The sequence below is a fragment of the Proteiniclasticum sp. C24MP genome, from assembly GCF_043951855.1.
Lineage (GTDB): Bacteria > Bacillota > Clostridia > Clostridiales > Clostridiaceae > Proteiniclasticum.
On the sequence record NZ_JBINJW010000001.1, the window covers coordinates 419,263 to 445,740 of the forward strand.

Sequence of the window (26,478 nt, forward strand, 5' to 3'; positions counted from 1 at the left end):
CATCCTTACTGTTTTGACGTGTCTGTATGAATAAAAGTCACTTGGCGAATCTCATGATGGTGAAATCGTCCAGTTCCTTCTGTTCCTTAAGGAGCATTTCCTGCTGAAATTTCTCTTTGTCCTTTTCCTTCAGCAGTTCCATGATTTTACGGTCTTTTCTTGCTTCAATGAGCACTTCCCTGGCGTCGTTGGCCTTGTGGACGATATCCTCCACCTTCTTCTTCTGATGACTCAGCTCTGCCTTCAGCTTCTCCTTGTAGAGAAAGGACATCTTCATGGCATGCACATCCGTGGATACTTCCTTCTTCTTCTGTTCCAGCTTTTCCTCGATTGTGTCCAGATGCTTCTTCTCCTGGTCCAGTTTCTGACTGATTCTGGCGAAATCCTCCACCTTGTGTTTTTCCACATTGCTTCTGTAGTCCAGCACCTTTTCCATTTTGTATTTGTAGTTCATCTTCTGAAGCCTCCATTTCCGTCTTTTTCAGATCACTTCCTGAATATGTTTTCCAGTTCCCTGATTGTATCTTCATAATGCCTGGAATCATCGGTCTCCTGTTTCAGGAAACCGTCGATGGACATTTTCAGTTCCACCGCCCTGTCCAGTTCCGGATTTCTTCCCTTGGCATAGGCGCCTACATTGATGAGATCTTCCGACTCCTGATACCTGGCCATGTTTTCCTTGAGCTTTCCGGCATAGTCATAATGCTCTCTGGAAACCACTTCCTTCATGACTCTGGATACGCTCTGCTGCACATCGATGGAAGGAAAATGGTTCTTGCCTGCCAGCTTTCTCGAAAGCACGATATGCCCGTCAAGGATTCCTCTCACCGCATCGGCGATGGGTTCGTTCATGTCATCCCCTTCCACAAGGACCGTATAGAATGCTGTGATGGAACCGTCCTTGGACATGCCGCTTCTTTCCAGAAGCTTCGGAAGGGCTGCAAACACTGAAGGGGTATACCCTCTTGTGGTGGGCGGCTCTCCGATGGCAAGACCGATTTCTCTCTGGGCCATGGCGAATCTTGTGACCGAATCCATCATGAACATGACTTTCTTTCCCTGGTCTCTGAAATACTCCGCAATGGCTGTGGCCACATAAGCTCCTTTCAGACGCACCAGCGGTGGCTGGTCTGACGTGGCGCAGATGATCACGGACTTCCTGTAGCCTTCTTCTCCCAGGTCTCTTTCGATGAACTCCAGCACTTCTCTGCCTCTTTCTCCGATGAGACCAATGACGTTGACATCGGCATCGGAGTATCTGGCGATCATGCCAAGAAGTGTACTCTTTCCCACACCACTGCCGGCAAAGATGCCGATACGCTGGCCCTCTCCGCAGGTGAGGACGCCATCGATGGCCTTCACCCCGGTGCTCATGACCTTCTCGATCTTTCTTCTCTGAAAGGGATTGGGGGGCACATTGTTGATATCGCCATAGCCTGTGAGCTTTCTCTTTCTCTCATCCATGGGATTACCCAGTCCATCTAAAGTGGTGCCAAGAAGCGCATCCCCCACCTTCACCTTCAGCGCATTTCCTGTGGGAAGCACCAGGCATCCGGGGCCGATGCCCTGGACATCGCCCAGGGGCATGAGGAGCACATTTTCATCCTGAAACCCCACCACTTCCGCGCTGATTCTGTTGTCCTCTCCGATGAGGATATGGCACACTTCACCCACAAAGACCTTCAGGCCTACGGCATGGATGATGAGACCGATGACTTTCTTCACCTTGCCCATCTTCAGCGCCAGGGTGCTTTTATCCAGTTTTTCGTACAGCCTGTCAAAGGATACTTCGGTCATGGTCAGGGTCCTCCTGTTACTCGGTTGCCAGTTCTATGAATCTTTCGATCTGCTTCCTGATGGAAAGATCCGTGATCTGATTCTCATTCTCGATGAGGATGTCGTTTTCCTCCAGATTTCTGTCCTGCAGAATCAGTACATGGGCCTTGGGACACATGGATCTGATCTCTGGAATCTGGCACTTCATGAAAGCCACCTTATCCGGATGACAGGTCACGATGACGTTCTCCGTCTTTCCGTATTCCTGAAGAATGGGTCTTGCCAGAATCATCAGGCTGTCTTCATGGGTCTGTATGGTTTCTCCCACGATCTTCTCCGCAATCCTTGCGGAGAGCTTTATGATTTTTTCTTCATTCTCTTCCAGATACTCTTTTGAAAGAGCTTCGGCTTCCTCCAGCATGGTGATGGCATTCTTGCGAAAGGCCAGTGTTTCTTCATAGCCTTCCTGCTTCCCTGCCATGTAGCCTTCTTCAAAGCCCTGGTTTCTGGCTTCTTCCAGAGCTTTTTCCTTTTCCTTCCCGATCTCTTCTCCTGCTTTTTCAAGAAGGGCTATTCTCTCTTCTTCCATGGAAAGCAGAAGTTCCTTCCGGATTTCTTCCCGGATCATTCTTTCCGGGTCTTCCCCTTCCGCCACAGCATCATAGAGGGGCGGGTTCTCTTTCTTCTCCCGGTAGGCTTCAATGTCCAGGGATTCGAGTTTTCTTTCCTCCTGGGCATAGCCGTTCCTGTTCTTGATGATCCTATACGATAATGCTATCGGAATCACCCCTTCCTATGACGATTTCGCCGGCTTCTTCAAGCTTTCTTATGATGCCCACGATCTTATGCTGCGCTTCTTCCACTGTGGAGAGACGTACAGGTCCCATGAACTCGATATCCTCCCGCACCGTGTCCGCCGCTCTCTTGGAGAGGTTTGCATAGACCACGGTGGAAACCTCCTCTGAGGCTCCCTTGAGCGCCAGTACCAGCTGTTCGTTCTCCACTTCTCTGAGCACTCTCTGAATGGAGCTCTTGTCCAGAGTGACGATGTCCTCGAAGACGAAGAGATTCGCCTTGATGACCTCAGCCAGTTCCGGCTGCGTCTTTTCCAGATCGCTGATGATGTTCTTCTCTGTGGTTCTGTCCACAGAGTTTAAGATCTCCACCAGGGCTTTTACGCCACCGATGTTTTCCGAGTCGCTCTCGATGATGTTGGAGAATTTGTTCTGCACTACGCTTTCGATTTTCTTGATCACCGCGGGAGAAGTTCTGTTGATGACGCCGATCCTTTCCGCCACTTCAGTCTGAAGTTCGTTGGGAAAGAGCGCCAGCACATTTGCCGCTTTATCCGGCTGAATGTAGCACATGATCAGGGCAATGGTTTGGGGGTGCTCATTGGCCAGCATGTTGGCCAGCTGATGGGTGTCAGCTTTTCTTAAGATGGCAAAGGGTTTTTCCCTCTGCTGGATCTGAGTGAGCACTTCCATGATCTCCTTGGCTCTCACACTGCCCAGAGCCTTGTTCAGAAGATTCCTCGCATAATCGATTCCGCCATCCACGATGTATTCTCTGGCGGATGCCATATCCATGAAATCCTCTATGACCTTCTCTCTCTCCTGGGGCTCCACATATTCGATGTTTGCGATCTCATAGGTCACCTTCTGGATCATGTCATCCGGAAGGAGTTTGAGAATCTGAGAGGACACCTCCGGTCCCAATGAAATAAGCAGAATCGCTGCTTTTTTTATGCCGTTTTCCTTCATCTGCATTCCTTCATCCTCATTCTTTCATCCAAGCCTTGATAAGATCCGCCGCGATCTCAGGATGCTCTTCGGCATACTCTTTGATCTGCTTCTCTTTCTGATTTTCCTTCACTGTGAATTTCTGATAGACCTCTTCTATGATGTCCACCGGCTTTCCTTCTTCAGGCTGCTCCATGGCAGGTGGAAGAAGGGCGTATTCGTCTTCCTCTTTACTCTTCTTCTTTCCGAAGAGGATCTTCATGAAGGAAACGACGAAGACAAGTCCAAGCAGACTGAAGATGCCCAGATAGATGTAATCCGAGTACTTCTCCATGAAGGTTCTGTTTGCTTCATCCAGAAGTCTCTGTTCCTCCAGTTTCTTTTCCAGGTCTTCCTGATAGCTCTTGTCAAAGACCACGCCTTCGATGCTGATGACGTCTCCTCTTTCCATGTCATAGCCTGTGGCTGTGGAAATGAGGTTTCTAATGCTTTCACGCTGTCCTTCGGACAGGTTTCCGTCAAAGAGAAGGGAAGTGGAGAGCTTTGTGACTTTACCAGGTGCCTTGATGGTGCTGGTTCTGGATTCCGTCAGCTCATAGTTTATGATGCTGTCGAAGGTGCTCATGCTGCCTTCTTCTCCATCCAGCACATTCTGAGTATTGTCTCCTGCTGGGTTGTCCATGATCTCTTCCTGATTAAGATCCGGGCCGGTGACGCTGACCTGCTCGCTCCGAACCACAGGGTTCTCATAGCTGATGACGGTATTTTCTTCCGCATCGAAATCCAGATCCGCATAGACAGCCACTTTCAGTTTATCCGGTCCAAGCGCTGGTCCCAGAAGACTCAGGATGCTGTTTTCAATCTCCTGTTCGAAAGTCTTCTTGATTTCTCTCTGCTGATCCAGAAGTCCGATGCCAGACATCTCACCGCCTGCTGATAGACCCAGACTGATGAGATTCCCCTGGGCGTCGATGACTCGGACATTCTCTTCAGGCAGATTGTCCACTGCTCCGGTGACCAGGGCGATGATGCCGCTGACGGATGCATCAGGAAGCTTCGCTCCAGTCTTCAGGCTCAGGATGACCGATGCGGAAGCCTCTCTTCTTTCTGTATTGAATATGCTCTCTTCACTCATGACCAGATGAATTCTGGCACTGCTGATCTCTTCCAGTGACATGACCGAACGCTGAAGCTCTCCTTCCAGAGCCCTCTGATACATGATCTTTCGGTCCTCGTCCGTCACCATCATGCCCATATCGTCAAATATCTCAAACCCGGTGGAGTTTTCCGGCATCATGCCGTTCATGGCCAGTTCCAGCCTGTACTTGTCCACATGCTTCTCATCCACATAGATATCCGTACCACCGTTTTCCATGCGGTACCTGATGTTTCCTCTTGAATCCAGATCCTGGGTGATGGCTGCCGCATCGGAAAGCTCAAGACCAGTGAATAGCGCAGCATAGGTCACCTGATTGCTGTATACGGAAAAAAGAATCACAAACGTGGTGACTGCAGTCACTGCAAGTATCAGTGCCTTTCTTTTTCCCTGATCGATTTTCTCCCATCCGCCCTTGATTTTCTGGGTGATCCCCTTGGTCATTTCCATAAATGCATTGCTCCTTACTGTAAGGTGTTACCCTTTTTCCTCTTGCCAACTGCGTGCTGTCCTCATCTTCTGCAGCGAAAAACTGCTTGTAGAGCGCTCCCGTTATTTCCGTCATAGAACCTTCTAGTTATGGGGAAGCGAGCTTCATACAAGCAGTCTGTTTTCCTTATGATCAGATTGAAGTTCTCCATACCGGTCAATATAAGAAAAGATTGCTCCTCTTGTTTCCTACGCTCGTTAATTTATGACCACCTATAGCTGCATGCTGCTTAGCTCTTTATAAGCTTCAATAATCTTGTTTCTCACCTGCACGGCCAGTTCCATGCTGATTCTGGCTTCTTCCGCCGCAATCATCACCTGATGCAGATCTTCCGTATTGCCTGAGGCAAAATCCATGGCCAGTTCATCGGCCTGGATCTGGCTGGCATTGAGTTTATCCAGCTGGCTGGTGAACATGTCTCCGAAGCTTACACCAAGCCCGAGACTTTCCATTTCCTTTTCGTCGGTTTTCTTAACTGGACTGTTCCCCTGGCTGACCAGGTTATTGTAGCGATCTAGAATTGTACTGTAAGAACTTATAAACTGTGTCATTTACCTTCTCCTATCCTTTGGAAATATCCAGTGCTTTATTGAGCATGGCCTTACTGGCCTTCAGTGCGGTGGCATTGGCCTCATAGGACCTCTGGGCTTCGATGAGACTTACCATCTCATCCAGAAGATTCACATTGGGCATCAGCACATAGCCTTCTTCATCGGCATCCACATGTTCCGGATCATATACGCTTCTCAGGTTCTCCTGATCTTCATAGACTTCAGTGACTTTTACCCCAGCCGATCTATTCTCGATTCGTCCTGTCAGTCTGCTCTGAGCCCTGTCCACCATTTCTTCAAAGACGACTTCTTTTCGAAGATAGGGTCCGCCTTCTGCCGTTCTTGTGGTATTCACATTGGCGATGTTGGAAGAGATGGTATCAAGCTTAAGCCTTTCCAGCGTCAATCCTGACGCATTGATTTTCATGGAGTTGAATACAGACATGGTCGACCTCCTAATATGAGAGAGTATGATTTGTACTTATGAGAACTTGTGTGGGATTATATTGTATATCATATATGTAGCACGCAACATATATATTAAATATGCATGCATAATTTCCGGATCAGCCCCCCATGAGAAACCATGAGATGATCCATTGCAGGAATCTGATTATCTGTTGATGACATAGCTCATATTACTGAGTTTTCTGTTCACCTGTTCAATGAGTGCGGAATAATAGATTTCATTGGCTGCAAGATCCACCATTTCCTTATCGATATCCACATTGTTTCCTGTTTCATCCATACTGGTTCCGTCCATGACCTTGACCTCACCCTTCACTTCTGAGGCAATGGCTCCACCCAGATGATTTTCATGGGTCTTCACCATGGCTGCACCAGTCTGATCGATGGCTCTGGCAAGTTCTGATTCAAAGGAAACCTTGCTGGACTTATATCCAGGCGTGTTCACATTGGCGATATTGGAAGAAATGGTCTTCTGTCTTGATGAAGATGCATCCAGTCCGTTTTTCAGTATCTGATACGTCAAGTCCTTCAATGTGTTTCCTCCCATTCATGGTATTTCTTCAATGTTTCATTCGGTTGCTACACGATGATATCATCAAGGTATCCAGCCATAGCACCTTTTCAATTACTCTTAACATTTTACAAGTTATATACGGTAAAATCAACAATATATTATTTTATGAGCGTTAATTATGCGTTATTCTTATGAAATTGATCTTTTTCATATTTTTAGAATATTTCCTTAAATGAGTGTAATTCGATATTTCGTCAAATTCATTCGACATTCGTTTTTTTACGATTCTGCTATTTGAAATTTATGGACATATTATGAATATTGTTCTTCGATTATTTAAACCTTCACAATAAAATCAATCAAACACATTGTTGGCATTTGTTTGAAAATAATTTTCCAGTTTTATATGCTTCATCTATTATAAATATTTATGCATTGTAAATGTTTTCCAGGCATAAAACATGCATGTTTCTTGCTTCCACATACAATAAGGTGGAGGTCGGACTGCTCCTTCCTCCACCATTATCCAAATTACTATGTACTTCTATTCACAATGAAACGTCCTGCTTTCTACAGCTTGAACTTCCTTGTTTCCTTCTTCAGGTTCTGTGACTGGTCTTTTGTCTTTTCCATTTCATCCATGACCTGACTGGACTGCATGGTGGACTCGGAGATCTTCTCGGCGATGTCGGATGTTCCGCTGGCACTTTCATTGGCTGCGGAGGCAACACCATCAATGGCTGCTGTTACACTTTCTATGGAAGCCAGAAGTTCTTCCGATGTGGCACTGAACTCTGTAACCAGGTCATCAAAATATCTGGCGTCTTCATTGTACTTGGCTGCCACTTCCAGCATACTCTGATAGTCGCTCTGAACATCATTTTCCACGTAGCTCAGAAGCTGATTGGAGCTTCCAGATAAGTGCTCCACTGAAGAGGTGACTTTGGATGTGACATCCTGAATCTTGGTGGCCGCATCTTTGGACTGTTCTGCAAGTTTCCTGATTTCATCCGCCACCACAGAGAATCCTCTGCCTGCTTCACCGGCTCTTGCCGCTTCTATGGCTGCATTCAAAGCCAGAAGGTTGGTCTGTGCCGTGATCTGCAGAATGGCATCCGACAGCACTCTGATCTGGTCCACTACCTTGGATGCTTCGATGGCCTTTTCCAGGTCACCCTTGGTCTTGATGAAGATTTCTTCTGATTTCTTCTGGGCATCCTTCACCTTTTTCTGGGTGAGGTCCGCTCTCTCTGCCGTTTTTCTTGCCGCAATGGCTCCATGCTGTGAACGCTCCGCAATGGAATGAACCGCTTTTTCGATTTCCGAGGAAGCCGCTGCCATTTCTTCTGTGGAAGCCGCTGTTTCCTCATTTCCTGCTGCAAGCTCTTCCGTAGTTGCCGATACGCTTTCAAGGTTGGTGTTGAGTTCGATGATGCTGTTCATGGACGTCTCCACCTGAGCACTGATGCCATTGGAGGTTTCCGTGATTTTCCCTACCAGATCCCGTAAGGCATTCTTCATTCCATGAATCCCGTTGGATATGGTTCCGATCTCATCCTGTCTTTTCAGAAGCTTCTGGTCCACATCCACCGTGAAGTCACCATGAGCGATCTGGTTCAGATACTGAGAGGAGGTCTTGATGGGCTTGGCTATGCTTCTTGCAAACAGCGATGCCACAATTACTGCCGCTATGAGTGCGATCACTGCAATGGCGACACTGAAGTAGATCGTATTGTTGATGAAGGCCATGGCTTCTTCCTTGCTTTCGATGGTGATCACCGCCCAGGAGACGGATTCCCCCGGAAGCTCTATAGGCTGATAGGCGCTGACCACTTCCACGCCATCCAGGTCTGTATAGCTCTCGAATCCGCTTTCTCCTGCAAGGGCTTTCTTGGCGATCTCGTTCAGCTCTGCTGGTGCCTTTACAGGCACTTCATTGACGATCTGCACACCTGATTCATCCAGAACCGGTTTTCCATAGGCATCTTTTCTCTGTACCTGTTTGGTCATGGTGGCATAGTTGAACATTTCCTTGACCATATTATAGTTCTTATGGGCAATGACTGTTCCCTGGCCATCGATGATGAAAGCAAGCTTACTGCCTTCACTATGCTCTGATATGAGTTCCTGCAGTGCCGTAAGCTTGATGTCGGAACCTATGACACCCAGAAAGGTCAGGTTCTGATTGTATACCGGCATGGCGATGGTGGTTACTGGTGTTCCCCCATTCTGTGAATAGTAGGAATCACTGACCCACTTGACCTTTTCGTCCTTGGTCTTCGTAAACCAGAACCTGTCAGAACTGTTCCCCAGTCTTCCTTTGCTTCTTGCGGTCTGCATCCCGGTGTCATCCACCACAAAGATCAGATCGAAATAGTCGTGGTCTCTGGCTGTACTGGAAAGCACGCTGGACTGGGCAAGACCATTGTATTCTCTCACGTCATTGTTCACTGCCAGCTGCTCTGTGACATTGAATCCCCTCTCGATGAAGGCGGATACCTGATCTGCAATGGCTCCCGCCAGCACATCGTTATTGACTTCCATCTCCTTCACGTAATTCTGGTTCATATAGGTAAGACTTGCGATGTTAGATACCAGAAGCGGAATGGTGACCATAAGAAGCGTCATGACGACCATCTTCCTGCCGATGCTCTTTCTGCTTTTTGCTTCTACTACCGTACTGCTGTTCTCTGAACCTTTCTTCGCAGACTTCTTTCTGAAAAGAGCGCTAATACTTCCCTTCGACTTCAAATCCGCTTTTTTACCCGTTTTCTCTTTCTTCTCTTTTACGGTTTCAAGAAAGGATTTCACCTTGAACTTCTTTTCTTTCTGAACTGATGGATCTTTTTTCTTCACTGTCTTTAATTTTTCCCAAAAAGCATTCAATACCTTATTCCCCTTTATACCCCTATCCGCTGATTAACTTGAGCAGCCGACTTATTTTCATCTTCAAACTCTATAAAACACTGTCTGTTATCTGAAATCCTTGTCCACAAAGACAGGACCCTGCTCCGCTTTCACGTAGCTTTTTGAAATCTTCTTCAGATTACTGAAATCATTCATGGACTTTACGGAACTGTTTCTCTCTTCTGTAATTCTCTTCTGAAGCTTTTTTGTGTTTTCCGATAGCTTCTTCAGAATGGTCAGTGTTTCACTTTCCATCTTTCTTTCCACTGCTGTTTCACCACTTCTCGTAAGCGAAAGCCTCACCTGAAGTGCTTTCAGCGCTTCGAATCTTCTGTCGTTCTTTTCGATGGCACTGATGCAGTCTTCCACATTCTTTCCATCGATTTCCGTTTCCGCTAAAGCTTCGCTGAGTAACCAGAACTTCTCTTCAAGAAGAACAAGAGAACTCATATCTGACTCCATGTGTCTCTTAACTCTTCCAGAAGCCCGATGACTTCATCCGCTATATCCGGATCCTTGTCGATATTGGCTCTTATGGTTCTGTCATACATATACTGATAGAGATTCATAAGGCTCCTGGCGATTTCTCCACCTTCATCAAAATTCAATGTGCTCATGAACTCCGCCAGAATGTTCTGGGCTTTGATGATGGCATTGTTGGTTTTCTCAATATTCTTGTCTGCCATGGCAAGCTTTGCAAGCTTCAGATTCTTTATGGCTCCGTCATAGAGCATGATGACCAGTTTTTTCTTTGGTGCCGTCATGACTTCATTGCTTTTATAGGCATTTCCTGCACTGGCATAGGCGTTTCCTGCGTACATGTACTGTTTCCCTCCTACTTGCTGTTTGTCGGTGCCATAGATGCGATCTGACTGGTGAGCCATCCCATCTGTGATTCCGCCTGCATGAGCGCGGTATCAAGTTTCGCGAACATATTGACATAATAGGCTTCTTTTCTTTCCATTCTCAGATTGAAGCTTTCCACCTGCTTGTTGATGTCTTTCAGCGATCTGTCAAAACTGTCTGTCTTTCCTTTGATGATGCCGGTGGAAGAAGAGAAACTGTCGATGTATCCGTTGATTCTGGATACAAATCCGATTTCATTCCCTTCCGCATTTTCACTGGAAAAGAAGTTCTCCACCATCAAAGGATCATTATTCAGCGCTTCCGTTAACTTCGATGCATCAAAGGAGAGCTGTCCGAACTTATCCACTGTGCTGACGCCCAGCTGGGAGATGTCCCCGATGCCCGTGTTCTCATTGGCAATGGAGGAAGTGACCATGGAACGAAGGGTGGACTGGAGCCTGATGAGGCTGCTGTCCCCTGCAAGGGTTCCTCTGGAAGCTTCCTCTCCGGGCGTTCCCGCTTTCAGTTTTTCGGATATGAAGTCCATGGTGGAGTTGTACTGATCCACGAATCCCTTCACCGCTTCTTCCACTTTGGATATATCTTTGGATACCACGATGGAGTCTGACTGACCCGCTTCATGCTCTTTCGTCAGGTTGATGGTGGTATACTCAATGACGTCACTCACATTGTTGCTGGTTCTTTCCACAGACACACCATTTACGGAGAACAGCGCATTCTTACCGGCAATGACTTCTGCTCCGCCATTTTCAGGCAACTCCATGGTGCTTAGTCCAAGACCTGATAAAGTGGTACCTTCCACATCGGAAATACTGATGGCCGTATCCCCTGTCTCCACATTACTCAGAACCAGGCGATTGTCGATGATGGCGGATCTCACGCCGCTTTCGTTACTGATGGCATTGATCTTTTCGGAAATGGTTCTTACCGTATCTGTGGCTGTCACTTCTATGACGTTGCCTGATTCATGTGCATCAGGATTGATGGAGAACTTTCCTGTAAGACCTAATTCTTTGGTACTGTCTCCCGCAGCTGCGGATATCATCCCTCCCACAACAGAACCTCTAGTGGCCAGTTGCGTCACGGAGACATCGTAAGTACCCTCTGGTGTGTTTTTGCTGACGGTGAGTGTCGCAGATTCTCCACCAGTAGCCATTTTTGACGAGAAAGTCTCTGAATTCTGCAGAGCCTTGATTTTATCAAAAAGATTGGTCAGTCTTGTCCTTACATCATTCCAGGCATTCTTCTGCGTTTCCATATTCGTTTTCTTTTCCGATAATAGAATCAGTGGTCTTTTTTCCACCGCTATGAGCTGATCAATGGTACTCTGATCTATTCCTGAGTAGGACCCTAAGAAGTTAATTGACATAGTTATCCCCTTTCATCAACAAGTATTCCGATTCTCTCCCAGATGTTTGCCACAAGATCCAGAATCTTTTCCGGTGGAATCTCCTTGATTACTTCCTTTGTTTTTGTATCGATAAGATTCACCATGACTCTGCCTGTTCCTTCATGGACTTCAAACTTATACATGGTCTTATGTTCATCCTTAAGAAGTCTGTTGGTGCTTGTGACTGCACGCTCCACTTCATCTTTTGTGAAATCCTTCTCCTCTTCATCATCGGGAAATTTTCTATACTCTACTGCTTGTTCCGCTTTAAGATTAGGACTGATTTTCTCTACTTTTAAGGCTTCAATCTTCTGTACTGGCTTAACGTTGGTATCGGTTATTCCTGAAATCTGAATCAAAGTGTTCACATCCTTAATTACGATTAGCCTATTATCTTCTTTCAAGATAATTTGCCTATTAATATCTATGTCGGCTATATCATGTAGGATTTAAGAGCTTCTGAAACATTTCTTATTGAAGAATGAGTAGATAAAGAAGAAGAATGAAGACCACTATAAATGTAAAAACAAGAAGCCATCTGGTATCTTTTGTGTCAGAAGATCTACCTTCCACTTTATTCTCCTGATCAACGAGTTCTTTGAGAAGTCCTGCTCTTAAAGCTTTATCCACTGTATCTGTCTGCAGGCTCACCGCAGCATCTTCTCTATCAAGTAGATTTCTCTCCGTTTCTTTCATCTTCGCCATCTCAGAGGAAATCCTTTGAAGGTAAGCCTCTGGAGTTTCATGAAGCTGACGGGTGAAATGGACTTCTGCTTTAAGCTTTGTATCTCCTCTTAAGAGGACTTCGTCTCTTCTTGCAAGTATTTCTTCCACTTCCTTGGACAGGCTTTCCATCATCACCTTCTCAGAAGTTGAAGATGCCTCTCCACTTCGCTTGTTCAGTTCCAGTAACAGCTTGACTAAGGGGTCTGTTCCATTAACTTTCATGATTCACCTCCATAAGTTCTCTTGCTATCTATATCGGACACTTCTCAGAAAAAATAAATCCGGACAAAGGAATAGGACCTGGAAATGAATCCAAGTCCTGTAGAGAAAACTATTCTTTTGATTATCCTAGTAGCTGTAATACTCCCTGAGGCATCTGGTTAGCCTGAGCAAGCATAGCTGTTGAAGCCTGGTTCAGGATGTTGTTCTTTGTGAAGCTCATCATTTCCTTAGCCATGTCAACGTCTCTGATTCTTGATTCAGCTGCTGAGAGGTTTTCAGAAGTAGTTGTCAGGTTGTTGATTGTGTGATCAAGTCTGTTCTGCTTTGCACCAAGCTGTGCTCTTTCACCTGAAACTAATGCAATCGCATCATCAATTGTTTTAATTGCAGCAGTGGATGTAGTAGCGTCCGTACCTAAGTTTATTCCATCTACTCCTAAAGCAGCTGACTGCATATCCGCTAATGTTACATCCAGAGTTTGAGTTGTGTTTGCGCCAATTTGAAGGGTAAATGTTCCAGTAGTACCGCCAGTTGTATCAAGTAGATTTTGACCGTTGAACTGAGTAGTAGTAGCTATTCTATCCACTTCTTCGATCAACTCAGCTACTTCCTTCTGGATTTCTCCTCTGTCAGCAGCTGTATTTGTATCATTGGCACTCTGTACTGATAATTCTCTCATTCTCTGAAGAATGGAGTGAGTTTCATTAAGTGCGCCTTCTGCTGTCTGAATCAGTGAGATCCCGTCCTGTGCATTTCTAGCTGCCTGATTAAGACCACTGATCTGTCCTCTCATCTTTTCGGAGATTGCAAGACCTGCAGCATCATCCCCAGCTCTGTTGATTCTAAGACCTGAAGAAAGCTTTTCCAGTGACTTCGCCTGAGCACCCTGAGCGGATGTCAGTCTTGAATATGTGTTCATAGCAGCGATATTGTTGTTAATTCTCATGTTTGTTTTCCTCCTTGAATTTTAAGTTGGCATCCTTGCCATTATTTGTTAAAAGTCAGAAGAACATCGGCCGTACATCCTTCTTTCTCTTATGATATCTATATCGGAAACCTATAAACAATGTTAAGGGGTAAATTGAAATATTTTTAATTTTTCAGTTTCACCGCTACATCCATACCAACTTCCATGAATTGAAAAAACCGCTATTTCAGCGGTCCTTTCAGTTTACTGAAGCTCTCCATGGATATATCGGAAGCTTTCTTATTCTCATCCCTGATTTCATCATAGACTTCTTTTCTATGTATGGTCACATCTTTCGGTGCATCAATACCTAATTTGATCTTTCCATCCACTATTTCAAGCACCTTCACTTCGATCCTGTCATCGATGATGATGCTCTCCCCCACTTTTCTGCTAAGAATCAGCATGATCAGTTCCCTCATTCTTTACAAACAGTGGATGCTTCGTGCTATAGCTCACATTGCTCAGCACATACTGCTTCCCGATCCTATTTTCTGTATTCAGGATGATGGGAGCCAGAAGATTCATGGTGCTTTTCTCAAATACGTCAGACAAGGTGACGACATTTAGCATGGCAATCTCTTCTTTCTTTCTGATATTGATTTTAAGAAGTTCACTATCTGGAACTTCCATCTCATAATCTTCTTTGAACTTCCATGGATCGGTGACAATAAAGGATACATATTCCCTCTCCACATCCTGCAGTATACTGAAGATTTCATTCTCTGGAATAGGAAGAAGGATAAATTTCCTACTTTCCTCAAACCCCAGAATTCCATCCGGAAAAACCAGAATATCTTCTTCTCTTATTTCCACTTCTCCAAGAAATTTGGTTTTTATCATCATCTTATTTCACACTACCTTATATAGTCTAGCAGACTAGGCTGAAGAATCTTGGCACCAGTTGATAGGGAAGCCTGGTAAACAGTGGACATCATGGAAAACTCCATCATCTTTTCTGCCAGATCGATGTCCTCGCTCTTTGACAGCAGCTCCGTCATGCTGAGACTCTCAGAAGCATTTCTTTCTTTTGCCGCTTCCAGCCTGTTATATACGGCACCCATCTTGGACCTGAAACGAATGACGTTATCCAGATGCGCATCCATATCACCGAGAAGTTCACCAGACAGCGAATCTGTGTCTCCATTTTCCATAGCCAGAATCACATTATCCAGAAGCGCTCCGAAATCTTTCGTAATCGCATCATCCGCCGTAGTAATCTGAGATCCGTCACTTTCAATATGGATAGAAACTCCTTGGGCAATTTCTCTGGAAATGAGTCCTTCCCCATCCGCATTTTTACCACCGGCATATGTCATCTTATCATCAGCACCAATAGAGAACGGTGGCTCTGTGGTCTTCTGCCCGCCGAAAATGAATCTCCCGTCATAATTGGTGTTCAGCATCTGAACCATCTGACCTTTCAGCATTTCCACTTCATCTCTTAACGCAAGTCTGTCTGTGTCAGAAAGAGAACCATTTGCCCCATAGACAACCAGCTCTCTGGCTCTCTGCACCACTGAAGTGATTTCATTCATAGCGCCATCGGCTGTATCGGTCCACCCCAAGGAATCATCAATGTTTCTTCCATACTGTTCATTGGTTCTGATGTTATTATCCAGCCCCATGACTCTGGCCACAAGAATGGGATTGTCAGAAGGTTTACTGATTTCTTTCCCGGTGGAAAGCTGATTCTGATACTTCTGCATCTGCTTGAGATTTCTATTCAGGTTTCTTAGATAATTCCCAGTAAGGGTATTATTGGTAATTCTCATACTCTACTCCTTATACACCCGTTCTGTTGATCAGGGTATCCAGCATTTCATTGAGTGTATTGATCACTCTGGAATTGGCTTCATAACTTCTCTGATACTTCAGAAGATTGGTCACTTCCTCATCAATGGAAACACCTGACACAGACTCCCTTCTGTTTGAAAGCTGAGCCAGCACCGCACTCTGATTCTCCACCATATTAGCTGCATGCTCCCCGCGGATTCCTACTTTGATGACGATATCTCCATAAGCGCCTTCCATGGTAGTTCCTGCTGCGCTGAATTCCATCTGACTGAAATCAAATTTCCTGTTTCTCAGGTTTGCGATTTCAAGTGCTCGGCTTCCATCCCCTGCAGGAGAATTCAGATTCGCCCCAGTGGCGACCATGCTTTCATCTGCCACGATTTCATCATTGACTCTGATATTCAGTGCGGAAGCAGAGCCATCCTTAAAGGTGAAGAAATCCACAGTTCCCTCCGCAGCATGATTATGGATTGAATTGAACATCTCGGCTGTTCCTTCCGCGAAGGTATTAAGGTCTTCTATTCTTGCATCCACTTCATTCATGGCTGCAAGATTTCCGCCTATGGTTCCCGACTGGATGTTCACTGCTGTGAGTTCACCAGGCACACCTTCTTCTGATGACATTTTATAAAACACTGGCGCACCCACTTGAAATTTCTCCAGATCCGCCTCACTCAATGTATGTTCGATAGAATTATTGCTGTCTCCGCCGATGTGGATTCGAGCAGAATATTCTCCGTCCTTGTTCACTGTTATGGCGGCAATGGTACTGAGCCTATTCTCTTCATTCTCTTTTCCGGTCACTGTCTGACCATCAATCTCCACAGAAACCCTACCATAGGAATCATAGCTCTCGCTGATTTCTGATAGACCTGATAAATTCTTCAGCAGCAGGTCCCTAGTATCCATGAGATCATTGGGGCTATGCCCTTTGACCGAGATGTTGAAAATCTGGTCATTGACCGTATTCAGCTGATCAAGGATGGAGTTGGCATCATATATGTTTTTCTCAACGCTCGCCACCACATCACCCTTAAGCTCCTGCGCCTGAGTGGACATGTGGTTCAGCGTATCCGTGAAGTTCTTTGACTTCTGAACCACCATGCTTTTGGCATTGAGGCTTTCAGGATTCTTGGACAGCTCCTGCCATGCATTGAACATTTCTCCCATGGCGAAATTCACGCCAGTGTCAGAGGGCTCATTGAAGATCATCTCAATCTGACTCATGATGTCCTGCTGTGCACTGTACTGAGAAAGTGTTGTACTTTCCTTTCTGATCTGGTAGTCCACAAATTCATCCACCACACGCACCACAGACTGCAGCCTGACCCCTGTCCCCAGCTGTCCTACTCCAGACAGATTATATGGAGTATCGGTCTTAAGCTCTACGCGCTGACGACTGAATCCTTCCGTATTTGCGTTGGATATGTTATGTGAAGTGGTGTGAAGGGCTGTCTGATTGGCATTAAGCCCCTTCACCGCCACATTGAATGTTCCGAATAATCCTGACATAATCTACTCCTCTATACTGACTGATCTACTAGTCTGACTTCTTTTTCGCTGCTGTAGCTCCCCTTGGCGGAATAGGTGCTGAACCTTGATGTGTTGCTTTTCGCAAGGGCCTTCAGGATCTCTTCCTGATAGGTCAGCGCCTGCTTCGTAAGAAGAAGATTCGTCTCCTGCAGCCTTTCGATTCTTTTCCCAAGCGTCCTCACCTCTTCATCCGCAATTACGCCTTTCACCTTTTCCTCTTCCACAGCCTTCATGACCAGGTTTTTCTTCTCTATGATTTTCAGAAGAGACGCTGCATCACTTTTAATGAGTACCTCTTTCTCCATTTCCAGAAGATGCACGAGTTCACGTAATATGGACTGGAGTTTTCCTGTTTCATTCATCTATCTGTTTCCTCTATTTCTGCTCTTCGATTTTTTCCAGTATCTTGTCTGCAATCTGATCGGTATCCACTTTGTAGCTTCCTTCCTGAATGCTTCTTCGGATGCTCTCCACCTTTTCACTGAAATGGCTGTCCTCGGACTCATTGATTTTCTTCACCAGTGCCTTCGCCTGAGTGGAGATTTCAACGGTGCTTTTTCCTATTGTCTTTCCATCCACATGACCATTTTTTCTCTCATCGCTGGTTTTATACGCACTCTTAACATAACCTGTATGAAACTGATCTATTTTCATGGAATTCACCTGCCTTTATTTCTCTTATTCTATAGTATCGTAGATTAATCCGTTTTGTTAACCCCAAAACAAAAAAAGAGGATAAACTCCTCTTTTTTCTGCAAATCATTATCTTATTGGGTTGGAACTACTTCAGCCCCTTGACTCTGGCTTCCTTGCTCATGATGTTTGTGATTCTGATGCCGAAATTCTCATTGATGACCACCACTTCGCCGTGTGCGATGAGCTTACCGTTAACGTACACTTCAAGCGGCTCATCTGCGAGCTTGTTGAGCTCCACAACGCTTCCTGCACCCAGCGCCAGAACATCCTGAATGGTCTTTTTGGTCTTTCCCAGTACCACGGAGAATTCCAGAGGAACATCCATGATGAGATCCAGATTTCTTTTCTGAGAAGGTTCTGATGTATCCTTAATTGGAGCAAAAACCGGCTTCTGCACTTCCACTTCCTCCTCGTAGGTCTGTTTCACTTTTACAGATTCTTCTCTTCTCTCTTCTCTCTGGGCCGTGTAGACTTCTTCCCTGGGCGCTGTTCTCACCGGCTCTTCCCTGACGGGTTCCTTCTTTTCAGCCACAGGTTCGCCCATCATGATCCCCACAATCTCCTTGACGGTATCCAGGGTGTAGAGCTGCATGATGTCACTTTCAATGAGTCCTTCCACTGACAGGTGGAAAGAGATCTTGCAGATGTATTCTTCATTGATGAACTTTCTGTAGTCGATGGATTCCTTATGATCCCATACTTCCACAATGGGCGGATTGATGTCGATGCCCTTGCCCAGCATCTGGGCCATGGAAGTGGAAGCGGAGCCGATCATCTGGTTCATGGCTTCGGAAACCGCGGAAAGCTCAAGCTCTGTGAGCTCCTTGTTGGCATTGGTTCCGTCTCCGCCCATCATGAGGTCTGCAATGATAGCCGAATCCTCCACATTCATCATGAGAAGGTTGTTTCCCTTGAGTCCTTCCTTGAAGGCGATACGGGAAACGATCTTCGGAACCTCGCACTCCTCGATGATCTCCTCGAATCTTATATAAGTCACCCTCGGTGTGGTGATGGAGACTCTCCTGTTTATGATGGATGACAAGGTGGTGGCAGCAGTGGACATGGTGATGTTTCCTACTTCCCCTATGACATCCTTATCCGTATCTTTCAGTCCGGTTTCTTCGGCAGACGCTTTTTTCTTCAGCAGCGCGTCTACTTCTGCCTGTGATAAAAAGTTTTCTTTCATATCTCAACATCCTCTTCCACGTATTGCAGTACCTGTACCGCCATCTTGTCCTTGTATAGACCTGGCTGCACCAGGTAGTGGACCTTATCCTCCACATAGAGCTTCATGGGATGGTCTGTCTTCATATCCAGCTGAACAATGTCCCCTGTCTCAAGATGCAGAAAATCGTCCACGGTCAGAATGGTCTTGCCCATCTCCACCTTCAGTTCCACATCTGTCGTCACCAGCCGCTCTGCGATCTGGTCCTTGTATTTATAGTCTTCAAATGTCTTCCCCATGTCAAACCAGCTTCTGATGCTGAGTTTGTCCGTGATGTTCTCGAAGGACACATAAGGAATGCATATATTGATGAAGCTCTTGGTTTCGAAAATCTCCACAACGAAACTGATGAGAATCACCGGTTCGTTTGGCGACATGGACTGGACCAGCTGCGGATTGGTTTCCAGATTATCAAGTTCTGGCTCCAGCTCCATGATTTCGCTCCAGGAAGACTTGAACACCTTCAGAAGATTTCCCATGACATCTTCCACGATGCCAAGCTCGATATCCGTGAACTTTTCCTTTTTGGGTCCTTTCTTTTCCTTGGCCTTGGCCCCACCACATAGAAGCTCGACAACCTGTGTGCCAAACTGCGGATTGATTTCCATAATCTGATTTCCACTCAGTGGTTCGCTATGAAATACACCCATGATGGTGGGATTGGGAATGGAGTGCACGAATTCATCAAAACTGATCTGCTCCACTGCACCAAGGGTCATATTCACATTGTTTCTGACCATGGTGGAAAGAACGTTGGAGGCGCTTTTCGCAAAGCTCTCGAAGATCATATAGAGCGTGTTCACATACTCCTTGGAAAGCTTTATAGGCCTTCTGAAGTCATAGGCTCTGACTTTATTCTTTTCCTCTTCCTCTTTAATCTCCTCCGGATTGATTTCTCCGGTATTCAGCGCATTTAACAGCGAATCGATTTCCTGTTGTGATAGTACCTGTTTCAAGTTATCCCCTCATTTACGAAATAATACGATCCAAATCGATGTAGTTCACAAGTTCCTTCTCCAGCTGCAGTATACCCACTACACCGCTTTTCGTCTCTGCGGACACTTTCTCAATATCCTTTTCCTCGATTTTCAGAACTTCTTTTACTTCAGTAACCAGTATACCAAGTTTTTCGTCCTGCCGGTCAAGTATAACGATATTATTATAGCACTGGTCTTCTCCCAGGCGCAAAAGCTTTGCCAGATTCACAAGTGAAATCACATTTCCTCTTAGATTGATCAGTCCTTCTATGTGCTTCGGCGCATTGGGCACAAGAGTGGAAGGAATCAGCTTGCTGATTTCCTCCACCTGATCGGAATTCACGGCATAATATTTTTCACCCAGGGTGAAAACGATGATCTGCCTTTCCATGACTACTTACAGGCCTTTACGATGGAGTCGATGACTCTATCGGTTTCAAAAGGCTTTACGATGAAATCCAGTGCGCCGGACTGAATCGCTTCCATGACCATGGCCTGCTGCCCCATGGCGCTGCACATGATCACCCTTGCGGAAGGATCGATCTTCTTGATTCCCTGCAGGGCTTCAATCCCGTTCATTTCAGGCATGGTGATGTCCATGGTGACGATATCGGGTCTTTCCGCCTTGTATTTTTCAATGGCATCGGCACCGTTCTGGGCTTCCGCCACCACTTCGTATCCGTTCTTCTCCAGAATATCCTTGAGTTTCATCCTCATGAATATGGCATCATCTACTATCATAATTCTCTTTGACATGGTTATTCTCCCTTCAATTTACACTCCGATTTTCTGAAAGAGGTTTTCAAGAACCCCTGGTCTAGGGATGAAGTACAAGGAGGAATCCACCTTGGCTCCATCATACATGAATTCATTCTTTATGATCATCACCTGATCATCATACTGTTCATTCTCTATGTAGGCGTAGCTTAAAATGGCGCCGAACATATCCGCCGTAATGGCAGGCACAGAGGAGAACAGAGAAATGTCCAGCAGTCTGGACAAGGCATTTAAGTAGGAGGTGACCACGATATTCACAAGCTCGCTCACCGCGGAATACTCGATTTCCTCATTCATCTGAAAGTCCGGAGGAAGCATCATTTTCACAAGCTTCTCCGCATTCTCTTCCGTACAGACAAAGAGGAAGTTTCCGTGGGCTTCTCCCATCATTCTCAGGGACACGGCGATGACTTCCACCTCTTCTCCCATGATCTTCTGGTAGATTTCATCATACCTTAGAATCTCGATGGTGGGAACGCTCATGTTGATGAACTTCCCCACCATCTGGGAGATGGCTGTGGCGGCATTGCCGCCTCCTATGTTCGCAAGTTCTTTCAGGACGTCCAGCTGCATGGGAGAGAATTCTTCCTTGTTCAAGCAGTCTCCCCCTTTCCGGAAACGAGATTCCCCACATCCAGAATCAGTGTGATGTCTCCGTTTCCTAGAATGGCTGCACCAAGGTATTCATTCATCTTTCCGACGCTGCCGGAAAGCTTCTTGATGACGATCTCCTGCTGACCGATGAGCTCATCCACCAGAAGGCCGTACTGCTTTCCGCCGATGTTCACCATGATGATGTGCTGGTCGGTAGCATCCACTGGAAGAGAAAGCTTTTCATTGATCCGGATCACCGGAATCACTTTTTCTCTGTAGATGTAGACTTCCTCGTTATGGGCGTCTTTTATGTCTCCTTCATTGACCTTCACCACCTTCTCGATGAGTCCCAGTGGAAGGGCAAAGGTTTCATGGCTTACATGAACCATCAGCGCCTGAATGATGGAGAGGGTCAGCGGAAGCTTGATGACAAAGCTTGTGCCTTTGCCGATGACGCTGTCCACTTCGATGTTTCCACCTAACGATGTGATCTTGGAACGGACCACATCCATGCCCACACCTCTGCCGGAAATGTTCGTCACTTCCGTATTGGTGGAGAAGCCCTGGTAGAAGATCAGCTGGATCAGTTCGTTCTTATCCAGCCCTTCTGTAGGAATGCCTTTTCTTTCGGCACTTTCTCTGATCTTTTCCGGATCGATGCCCTTTCCGTCATCGCTGACCTTGATGACCACCTTGTTTCCTTCCTGATAAGCGATGAGCTCTATGGTTCCCTTGGGATCCTTTCCTGATGCGATTCTTTCTTCTCTGGACTCGATGCCGTGGTCCGCAGCATTTCTGATGAGATGAACCAGGGGCTCTCCGAGCTCAGAGACCACAGTACGGTCCAGCTCCGTTTCTTCTCCTTCGATGACAAGATCCATGTCTTTCCCCAGTTCCTGGGTCAGGTCTCGGATCATTCTCGGGAAGCGGTTGAAGACCACATTCACCGGCTGCATTCTGATTTTCAAGACCAGATCCTGAAGATCCGATGTGATTCTCGCCACCTGCTCCAGAGGTTCATTGATCTCTGTAGCCTTGTACTGGGTGCTGAGCTCTTCCAGTCTTGTTCTGTAGATGACAAGCTCTGACACAAGATTCATGAAGTTGTCAAGCCTTGAAAGATCCACTCGGATGGACTGGCTGGCATGAGCGGCTGTCCCATGCTTTTCTTCCTGCCTGCTTTTACTGTGCTCTTTATGTTCTCCGGAAACTCTGGTCTCCGTTTTCTCTTCTTCCGGCTTCTCTGTGGAAACCGCATAGACATTCTGAAGGTCTTCGTCCGTGATTTCCTTCATTTCCACTTCTTCGATTTCAGCCACATTCTCGATGGTCTCACGGACCGCTTCCGGCTCCTTCTGAGAGAGATAGAGAAGCTTGAAGATCTCTTCATAGTTTCCTTCCTCCAGTTCTTCCACGCCGGGATTGGTCTCCAGGATCTCTCCGGACTGTTCCAGCTTGTTCACCACAAGATAGGCTCTTGCGCCTTTGAGCATACAGGTCTGTGTCACCCTCACCACGATGCTGTAGGCTCTGTACCCCTTATCCATGGCCTGCCTGATGATGGAAGCATCCATGTCGCTCACTTCATCATAGCTTAAGGTCTCTTTCTTTCCTGATCCTTCTTCTTTCTTCGACGTTTCCTCTTTCTCGGAAAGACTCTTCAGCTCTCCTAGAAGAGCAGTAATGTCATAGTCCGGATAATGGTCGTCTCTCAGATCTTCCACAATCTCGGAGAGTTTATCCAGACACTTGAAGATGACACTGACCACATCGCTTGTGACTTTCAGCGATCCCTGCCTGAACTGCTCCAGCACATTCTCCATGTTGTGGGTCAGCTCCGTCATGGTGGTATATCCCATGGTGGCCGCCATACCCTTCAGCGTATGGGCGGAACGGAAAATCTCATCTATGATGCCCGGACTTTCTGTATCCTTTTCCAGAATCAGCAGATTGTCGTTTAGACTCTGCAGGTATTCATCTGTTTCCTCGAAAAACAGATCCCTGTATTTTTGTGTATCGTCCATGAAAAATATCCCCCTTAGACTTTCTCATATAGAAAGGTGGAAAGCTTTCTGAATCCGAAGCTGGCCGGATTGTAGATGGCTTCCGTGGCACCAGTGAAGAAGATGCCGCCCTTTTCCAGTGATTCGTTGATTTTTCTGTATACTTCATTTTTGGCTTCATTCTTGAAATAGATGGTCACATTTCTGCAGATCACCGTATGGAAGTTCTTCTCATAGCGGTCCAGAAGCAGATCATGTTTCTTGAACTGCACTCTGGATTTTATGGTATCCGCAATCTGATACTCGCTGCCCGACTGCTGAAAGTAGTGACTGAGCTCCGAAGGCGCAACGTTTTTCAGTTCGCTCTCCTTGTATTTCCCTTCTTTCGCTCTCATGAGTATGGTGTCATCGATGTCCGTGGCTAAGATTTTCGCATTTCGGATCCTGTTCTTCTCCAGGATCATGGCGATGGAATAAGGCTCTGCGCCGATGGAGCAGGCAGCGCTCCAGACCTTGAGGTTCTGAAACCTCGGTACCAGCACCTTCTGGATCACTTCCTCGAACTCATCGAAGATCTCCTTGTTCCGGTAGAACTCCGTCACATTGATAGTGATGTAGTCAAGGAAGATCTTTCTCACATTACTGTCCTTTTCGATGAGGGCCGCATATGCTCTGAGATCTCTGCATCCGGAAGAGTTCATCACCGTGGTGATTCTTCTGTGCAGCTGCTTTTCCTTATAAGCGCCCAGATCCATCTTTAGTTTTTCCTTGACCCAGCTTTTGAAAAAATCAAATTCTAGTTCCATTTCTTCACCTTCACAATCTTTCGGATTTCTTCTGTGATCTCTTCGGGTTTCAGCACTTCATCCACAACGCCCTTAGTAACGGCGTATCCCGGCATGCCGTAGACCACGCAGGTTTCTTTGCTCTGTGCCAGCGTGTAGCCTCCCAGAGCCTTGATCTTCTCCATACCCTCTGCTCCGTCTTTGCCCATGCCGGTGAATAGAATGGCCAGAAGGTCTTTCCCGTATTTCTCCGAAGCGGATTCAAAGAGAAAGTCCACCGCAGGTCTCACGCCATGAAGCTTCGCGTTCTGATTAAGGGTGATTCTCCCTCCATGGATGATCATGTGATAATCCCCTGGGGCCACATACACCGTACCGCTTTCAATGAGCATGCCTTCTTCGGCTTCCACCACCCGTAGCGGACATTCACTGTCCAGCCTGTCGGCAAAGGATTTCGTGAAGCCCTTGGGCATATGCTGCACGATGAATACCGGGATATCGAGTTCTCTTGGAAGTGCTCGTACAATCTGAAAGAGCACTTTGGGTCCTCCTGTGGAAGCCCCCATAACGATGGCCTTTGTCCTTCTGTAGTCAAAGGTTCCCATGACTTCTTTTCTCTCAGTTCTGACTGCAGTGTTCTTATCCTTCTTATCCGGTTTTCCGTCTATCTGGTTCACCGTCAGAAGCTTTGTTTCCAGCTGACTGGTGATGAAGCTTATGTCTCCTCTGTCCGATGATTTCTCGATGAAATCAAAGGCTCCTTCCTCCAGAGCTTCCATGGTCACCGCACTTCCTTCTACAGAGTGGGAACTGAGCATGATCACCTGGATGTCCGGATGATTCTTCTTGATGATCCTCAAGGCATCGATGCCGTTCATCTTGGGCATTTCAATGTCCATGGTGATCACTGTAGGTCTGTACCTTTCAATGCTTTCTATGGCATCCTGTCCGTTTCTTGCGGTCCCCACCACGGTGACCCCTTCAATCTCTGATGCAGCATCCGAGATGATCTTCCGCATGAAGGCGGAATCATCCACAACCATCAGTCTTACTTGCATCCTTCTTCCTCCGTTATAATACGATTATTGTCTTGCTTGCGGTCTTGATCTCCACAGAAAAATCCGTGAGATGGACCACCATGGTTCTTCCCACGGATCCGCCTGTATGGCTTCCCAGAACAGGAATCTTAAGCTCGGAAAGGACCTTTTCCACTGCTTCCACGTTTCTCTTTCCGATGTCGGAAGTGAGTTTCTTGTCCGGAAACTTGAACATGCTGGCGCCTCCGGCAATCTTCGCCACGAGATTTCTTGTCTCCAGCTTCCCTCCGTAGAGCTCCCTCACCATCTTTTCCACTGCAAGGTCTGCAAACTTCTCTTCCCTGATATCTCTGGTGAATGCGGTACTGTCCGGCAGCATGATATGGCTGAGTCCGCCGATTTTTCTTACCCTGTCATAAAGAGCGATGCCCACGCAGGAACCCAGTCCCAGCGTGATCAGTGTATCCTCTTCCATTCCGATCTTGTAGTCAGCAATACCGACTTTCCTCTGTTCTCCCATTTTCTAACCACCAAACTTCTTTATTACGCTTCCATGACCTCTAGAGACTCTTCTTCCAGTTCCATGATTTCCCTGGCCTGGACAAAACTGAAAAGCTTATCCGTATCCATCAGGATGATGATGTCTTCCTCCAGCTTGATGAACCCTCTGATGTATTCACTGGAAATGCTTTCCTCTCCGATCCTTGACTCTTCGAAGGACTCTTCATCGATGGTCCGGATGCCCAGGATGTCATCCACCACAAGACCCAGATGCGCGCTTTTCCATAAAACCACGATGATCTTGCTGCTTTCCTTCTTCTCCCCATCTATGCCATAGAGCCTTTTCTTCAGGTCGATGATGGGCAGGACTTTCTCATTGTATTTGATGACCCCCTGGATGTAATCCGCCGTCTCCGGCAGTTTTTTAGGTTTGCTGTATTCTATGATCCGCTCGATCCGTTCTATTTCCAGTGCAAAATTCTGACTGCTGTTGCTGAATATGATTACCTGTTTCATCTTACCTACTCCCATAAAATATTCGTTATGTACTATATCGACTGCTTTATCCATGATTTAATGTTTCAGTGAAATAAAATTGCCTCCTGAGGATCAGAAGCTTCGAACACAGGCTATCCTTCCTCCTTCTTTTTCCCCTGCATCCAAGAACAGAAGCTTCAAAGAATCCTCTGAATTCTTTGAAGCTTCTCATGAGCGGATCCTTTTCAGATCTTCCCTCTTTCCTGTTTTCGTTCTCTCTTATCTTTTACAAAGTCTGTT

At 46.3% G+C, this 26,478-nt stretch carries 31 protein-coding genes; all 31 read right to left on the minus strand.

Features of this window, described 5'->3' with window-relative positions:
• Positions 1-37: 37 nt before the first annotated feature.
• The 31 genes from fliJ to ACHAL6_RS02250 all read right to left on the minus strand — a co-directional run bounded on the left by fliJ (position 38) and on the right by ACHAL6_RS02250 (position 26,217).
• Positions 38-454, minus strand: a complete 417-nt coding sequence (fliJ, locus tag ACHAL6_RS02100) for a flagellar export protein FliJ (RefSeq protein WP_395268500.1) — start codon at positions 452-454, stop codon at positions 38-40.
• Between the two features lie 32 nt (positions 455-486).
• Entirely contained in the window at positions 487-1,797 is a 1,311-nt protein-coding gene (gene fliI / locus ACHAL6_RS02105) for a flagellar protein export ATPase FliI (protein ID WP_395268502.1), read from the minus strand.
• A gap of 16 nt (positions 1,798-1,813) precedes the next feature.
• Positions 1,814-2,563, minus strand: a complete 750-nt coding sequence (locus tag ACHAL6_RS02110) for a FliH/SctL family protein (protein WP_395268503.1) — start codon at positions 2,561-2,563, stop codon at positions 1,814-1,816.
• Positions 2,538-3,545: a flagellar motor switch protein FliG gene (gene fliG, locus ACHAL6_RS02115; protein ID WP_395268504.1), complete on the minus strand. Its 1,008-nt coding sequence runs from the start codon at positions 3,543-3,545 to the stop codon at positions 2,538-2,540. The genes ACHAL6_RS02110 and fliG overlap by 26 nt, the downstream gene beginning before the upstream one ends.
• A gap of 10 nt (positions 3,546-3,555) precedes the next feature.
• Positions 3,556-5,124, minus strand: a complete 1,569-nt coding sequence (gene fliF / locus ACHAL6_RS02120) for a flagellar basal-body MS-ring/collar protein FliF (protein ID WP_395268505.1) — start codon at positions 5,122-5,124, stop codon at positions 3,556-3,558.
• Between the two features lie 252 nt (positions 5,125-5,376).
• Positions 5,377-5,715, minus strand: a complete 339-nt coding sequence (gene fliE / locus ACHAL6_RS02125) for a flagellar hook-basal body complex protein FliE (protein WP_395268507.1) — start codon at positions 5,713-5,715, stop codon at positions 5,377-5,379.
• A gap of 10 nt (positions 5,716-5,725) precedes the next feature.
• Positions 5,726-6,160 carry a flagellar basal body rod protein FlgC gene (flgC, locus tag ACHAL6_RS02130; RefSeq protein WP_395268508.1) on the minus strand — a complete coding sequence of 145 codons (435 nt, stop codon included), beginning with the start codon at positions 6,158-6,160 and terminating at the stop codon, positions 5,726-5,728.
• A 168-nt stretch (positions 6,161-6,328) separates the two neighbouring features.
• Entirely contained in the window at positions 6,329-6,715 is a 387-nt protein-coding gene (gene flgB, locus ACHAL6_RS02135) for a flagellar basal body rod protein FlgB (RefSeq protein ID WP_395268509.1), read from the minus strand.
• Positions 6,716-7,267: 552 nt separating this feature from the next.
• A complete protein-coding gene (locus ACHAL6_RS02140; RefSeq protein WP_395268510.1) occupies positions 7,268-9,583 on the minus strand; it encodes a methyl-accepting chemotaxis protein in 2,316 nt (771 codons plus the stop codon).
• Positions 9,584-9,670: 87 nt separating this feature from the next.
• Complete coding sequence (locus ACHAL6_RS02145) at positions 9,671-10,054, minus strand: hypothetical protein (RefSeq protein WP_395268511.1); 384 nt, start codon at positions 10,052-10,054, stop codon at positions 9,671-9,673.
• Positions 10,051-10,425, minus strand: a complete 375-nt coding sequence (gene fliS, locus ACHAL6_RS02150; protein ID WP_395268512.1) for a flagellar export chaperone FliS — start codon at positions 10,423-10,425, stop codon at positions 10,051-10,053. Before fliS ends, ACHAL6_RS02145 begins: the two co-directional genes overlap by 4 nt.
• A gap of 14 nt (positions 10,426-10,439) precedes the next feature.
• Positions 10,440-11,840, minus strand: coding sequence for a flagellar filament capping protein FliD (gene fliD, locus ACHAL6_RS02155; RefSeq protein WP_395268513.1), 1,401 nt, complete (start codon positions 11,838-11,840; stop codon positions 10,440-10,442).
• Positions 11,841-11,842: 2 nt separating this feature from the next.
• Positions 11,843-12,220, minus strand: a complete 378-nt coding sequence (locus ACHAL6_RS02160) for a flagellar protein FlaG (protein WP_395268514.1) — start codon at positions 12,218-12,220, stop codon at positions 11,843-11,845.
• 112 nt (positions 12,221-12,332) lie between these two features.
• The gene (locus tag ACHAL6_RS02165) at positions 12,333-12,809 is read right to left on the minus strand and encodes a hypothetical protein (RefSeq protein WP_395268515.1); all 477 of its coding nucleotides are present in this window, start codon (positions 12,807-12,809) and stop codon (positions 12,333-12,335) included.
• A gap of 121 nt (positions 12,810-12,930) precedes the next feature.
• Positions 12,931-13,755: a flagellin gene (locus tag ACHAL6_RS02170; RefSeq protein ID WP_395268517.1), complete on the minus strand. Its 825-nt coding sequence runs from the start codon at positions 13,753-13,755 to the stop codon at positions 12,931-12,933.
• Positions 13,756-13,958: 203 nt separating this feature from the next.
• The gene (csrA, locus tag ACHAL6_RS02175) at positions 13,959-14,183 is read right to left on the minus strand and encodes a carbon storage regulator CsrA (RefSeq protein ID WP_395268519.1); all 225 of its coding nucleotides are present in this window, start codon (positions 14,181-14,183) and stop codon (positions 13,959-13,961) included.
• Positions 14,170-14,622, minus strand: a complete 453-nt coding sequence (gene fliW, locus ACHAL6_RS02180) for a flagellar assembly protein FliW (RefSeq protein WP_395268521.1) — start codon at positions 14,620-14,622, stop codon at positions 14,170-14,172. Before fliW ends, csrA begins: the two co-directional genes overlap by 14 nt.
• Before the next feature lie 11 nt (positions 14,623-14,633).
• Positions 14,634-15,551, minus strand: a complete 918-nt coding sequence (gene flgL, locus ACHAL6_RS02185; protein WP_395268523.1) for a flagellar hook-associated protein FlgL — start codon at positions 15,549-15,551, stop codon at positions 14,634-14,636.
• Between the two features lie 10 nt (positions 15,552-15,561).
• Positions 15,562-17,085: a flagellar hook-associated protein FlgK gene (flgK, locus tag ACHAL6_RS02190; protein WP_395268524.1), complete on the minus strand. Its 1,524-nt coding sequence runs from the start codon at positions 17,083-17,085 to the stop codon at positions 15,562-15,564.
• Positions 17,086-17,096: 11 nt separating this feature from the next.
• Positions 17,097-17,468, minus strand: a complete 372-nt coding sequence (locus ACHAL6_RS02195) for a hypothetical protein (protein ID WP_395268525.1) — start codon at positions 17,466-17,468, stop codon at positions 17,097-17,099.
• Between the two features lie 13 nt (positions 17,469-17,481).
• Positions 17,482-17,760: a flagellar biosynthesis anti-sigma factor FlgM gene (flgM, locus tag ACHAL6_RS02200; protein ID WP_395268526.1), complete on the minus strand. Its 279-nt coding sequence runs from the start codon at positions 17,758-17,760 to the stop codon at positions 17,482-17,484.
• A gap of 127 nt (positions 17,761-17,887) precedes the next feature.
• Positions 17,888-18,988, minus strand: a complete 1,101-nt coding sequence (gene fliY / locus ACHAL6_RS02205; protein WP_395268527.1) for a flagellar motor switch phosphatase FliY — start codon at positions 18,986-18,988, stop codon at positions 17,888-17,890.
• Positions 18,985-19,983, minus strand: a complete 999-nt coding sequence (fliM, locus tag ACHAL6_RS02210) for a flagellar motor switch protein FliM (RefSeq protein WP_395268528.1) — start codon at positions 19,981-19,983, stop codon at positions 18,985-18,987. The genes fliY and fliM overlap by 4 nt, the downstream gene beginning before the upstream one ends.
• Positions 19,984-19,996: 13 nt before the next feature.
• A complete protein-coding gene (locus tag ACHAL6_RS02215; RefSeq protein WP_395268529.1) occupies positions 19,997-20,395 on the minus strand; it encodes a chemotaxis protein CheW in 399 nt (132 codons plus the stop codon).
• 2 nt (positions 20,396-20,397) lie between these two features.
• The gene (locus ACHAL6_RS02220) at positions 20,398-20,760 is read right to left on the minus strand and encodes a response regulator (protein ID WP_395268530.1); all 363 of its coding nucleotides are present in this window, start codon (positions 20,758-20,760) and stop codon (positions 20,398-20,400) included.
• A gap of 18 nt (positions 20,761-20,778) precedes the next feature.
• Complete coding sequence (locus ACHAL6_RS02225) at positions 20,779-21,378, minus strand: chemotaxis protein CheC (protein WP_395268531.1); 600 nt, start codon at positions 21,376-21,378, stop codon at positions 20,779-20,781.
• Complete coding sequence (locus tag ACHAL6_RS02230; protein ID WP_395268532.1) at positions 21,375-23,399, minus strand: chemotaxis protein CheW; 2,025 nt, start codon at positions 23,397-23,399, stop codon at positions 21,375-21,377. The genes ACHAL6_RS02225 and ACHAL6_RS02230 overlap by 4 nt, the downstream gene beginning before the upstream one ends.
• Positions 23,400-23,413: 14 nt before the next feature.
• A complete protein-coding gene (locus ACHAL6_RS02235) occupies positions 23,414-24,184 on the minus strand; it encodes a CheR family methyltransferase (protein WP_395268533.1) in 771 nt (256 codons plus the stop codon).
• The gene (locus ACHAL6_RS02240) at positions 24,175-25,221 is read right to left on the minus strand and encodes a chemotaxis response regulator protein-glutamate methylesterase (RefSeq protein WP_395268534.1); all 1,047 of its coding nucleotides are present in this window, start codon (positions 25,219-25,221) and stop codon (positions 24,175-24,177) included. Before ACHAL6_RS02240 ends, ACHAL6_RS02235 begins: the two co-directional genes overlap by 10 nt.
• 13 nt (positions 25,222-25,234) lie before the next feature.
• Positions 25,235-25,720, minus strand: a complete 486-nt coding sequence (locus tag ACHAL6_RS02245) for a chemotaxis protein CheD (protein WP_395268535.1) — start codon at positions 25,718-25,720, stop codon at positions 25,235-25,237.
• 23 nt (positions 25,721-25,743) lie between these two features.
• Positions 25,744-26,217, minus strand: coding sequence for a chemotaxis protein CheW (locus ACHAL6_RS02250; RefSeq protein WP_395268536.1), 474 nt, complete (start codon positions 26,215-26,217; stop codon positions 25,744-25,746).
• Between the last annotated feature and the right edge of the window lie 261 nt (positions 26,218-26,478).

Excerpts from the sequence above, each read along its gene's own strand:
- fliJ (WP_395268500.1), bottom strand. The coding sequence starts at position 454 with ATGAACTACAAATACAAAATGGAAAAGGTGCTGGACTACAGAAGCAAT.
- fliI (WP_395268502.1), bottom strand. The coding sequence starts at position 1,797 with ATGACCGAAGTATCCTTTGACAGGCTGTACGAAAAACTGGATAAAAGC.
- fliG (WP_395268504.1), bottom strand. The coding sequence starts at position 3,545 with ATGCAGATGAAGGAAAACGGCATAAAAAAAGCAGCGATTCTGCTTATT.
- fliF (WP_395268505.1), bottom strand. The coding sequence starts at position 5,124 with ATGGAAATGACCAAGGGGATCACCCAGAAAATCAAGGGCGGATGGGAG.
- fliE (WP_395268507.1), bottom strand. The coding sequence starts at position 5,715 with ATGACACAGTTTATAAGTTCTTACAGTACAATTCTAGATCGCTACAAT.
- flgC (WP_395268508.1), bottom strand. The coding sequence starts at position 6,160 with ATGTCTGTATTCAACTCCATGAAAATCAATGCGTCAGGATTGACGCTG.
- ACHAL6_RS02145 (WP_395268511.1), bottom strand. The coding sequence starts at position 10,054 with ATGAGTTCTCTTGTTCTTCTTGAAGAGAAGTTCTGGTTACTCAGCGAA.
- fliS (WP_395268512.1), bottom strand. The coding sequence starts at position 10,425 with ATGTACGCAGGAAACGCCTATGCCAGTGCAGGAAATGCCTATAAAAGC.
- fliD (WP_395268513.1), bottom strand. The coding sequence starts at position 11,840 with ATGTCAATTAACTTCTTAGGGTCCTACTCAGGAATAGATCAGAGTACC.
- ACHAL6_RS02165 (WP_395268515.1), bottom strand. The coding sequence starts at position 12,809 with ATGAAAGTTAATGGAACAGACCCCTTAGTCAAGCTGTTACTGGAACTG.
- ACHAL6_RS02170 (WP_395268517.1), bottom strand. The coding sequence starts at position 13,755 with ATGAGAATTAACAACAATATCGCTGCTATGAACACATATTCAAGACTG.
- csrA (WP_395268519.1), bottom strand. The coding sequence starts at position 14,183 with ATGCTGATTCTTAGCAGAAAAGTGGGGGAGAGCATCATCATCGATGAC.
- fliW (WP_395268521.1), bottom strand. The coding sequence starts at position 14,622 with ATGATGATAAAAACCAAATTTCTTGGAGAAGTGGAAATAAGAGAAGAA.
- flgL (WP_395268523.1), bottom strand. The coding sequence starts at position 15,551 with ATGAGAATTACCAATAATACCCTTACTGGGAATTATCTAAGAAACCTG.
- flgK (WP_395268524.1), bottom strand. The coding sequence starts at position 17,085 with ATGTCAGGATTATTCGGAACATTCAATGTGGCGGTGAAGGGGCTTAAT.
- ACHAL6_RS02195 (WP_395268525.1), bottom strand. The coding sequence starts at position 17,468 with ATGAATGAAACAGGAAAACTCCAGTCCATATTACGTGAACTCGTGCAT.
- flgM (WP_395268526.1), bottom strand. The coding sequence starts at position 17,760 with ATGAAAATAGATCAGTTTCATACAGGTTATGTTAAGAGTGCGTATAAA.
- fliY (WP_395268527.1), bottom strand. The coding sequence starts at position 18,988 with ATGAAAGAAAACTTTTTATCACAGGCAGAAGTAGACGCGCTGCTGAAG.
- ACHAL6_RS02215 (WP_395268529.1), bottom strand. The coding sequence starts at position 20,395 with ATGGAAAGGCAGATCATCGTTTTCACCCTGGGTGAAAAATATTATGCC.
- ACHAL6_RS02220 (WP_395268530.1), bottom strand. The coding sequence starts at position 20,760 with ATGTCAAAGAGAATTATGATAGTAGATGATGCCATATTCATGAGGATG.
- ACHAL6_RS02230 (WP_395268532.1), bottom strand. The coding sequence starts at position 23,399 with ATGGACGATACACAAAAATACAGGGATCTGTTTTTCGAGGAAACAGAT.
- ACHAL6_RS02235 (WP_395268533.1), bottom strand. The coding sequence starts at position 24,184 with ATGGAACTAGAATTTGATTTTTTCAAAAGCTGGGTCAAGGAAAAACTA.
- ACHAL6_RS02240 (WP_395268534.1), bottom strand. The coding sequence starts at position 25,221 with ATGCAAGTAAGACTGATGGTTGTGGATGATTCCGCCTTCATGCGGAAG.
- ACHAL6_RS02245 (WP_395268535.1), bottom strand. The coding sequence starts at position 25,720 with ATGGGAGAACAGAGGAAAGTCGGTATTGCTGACTACAAGATCGGAATG.
- ACHAL6_RS02250 (WP_395268536.1), bottom strand. The coding sequence starts at position 26,217 with ATGAAACAGGTAATCATATTCAGCAACAGCAGTCAGAATTTTGCACTG.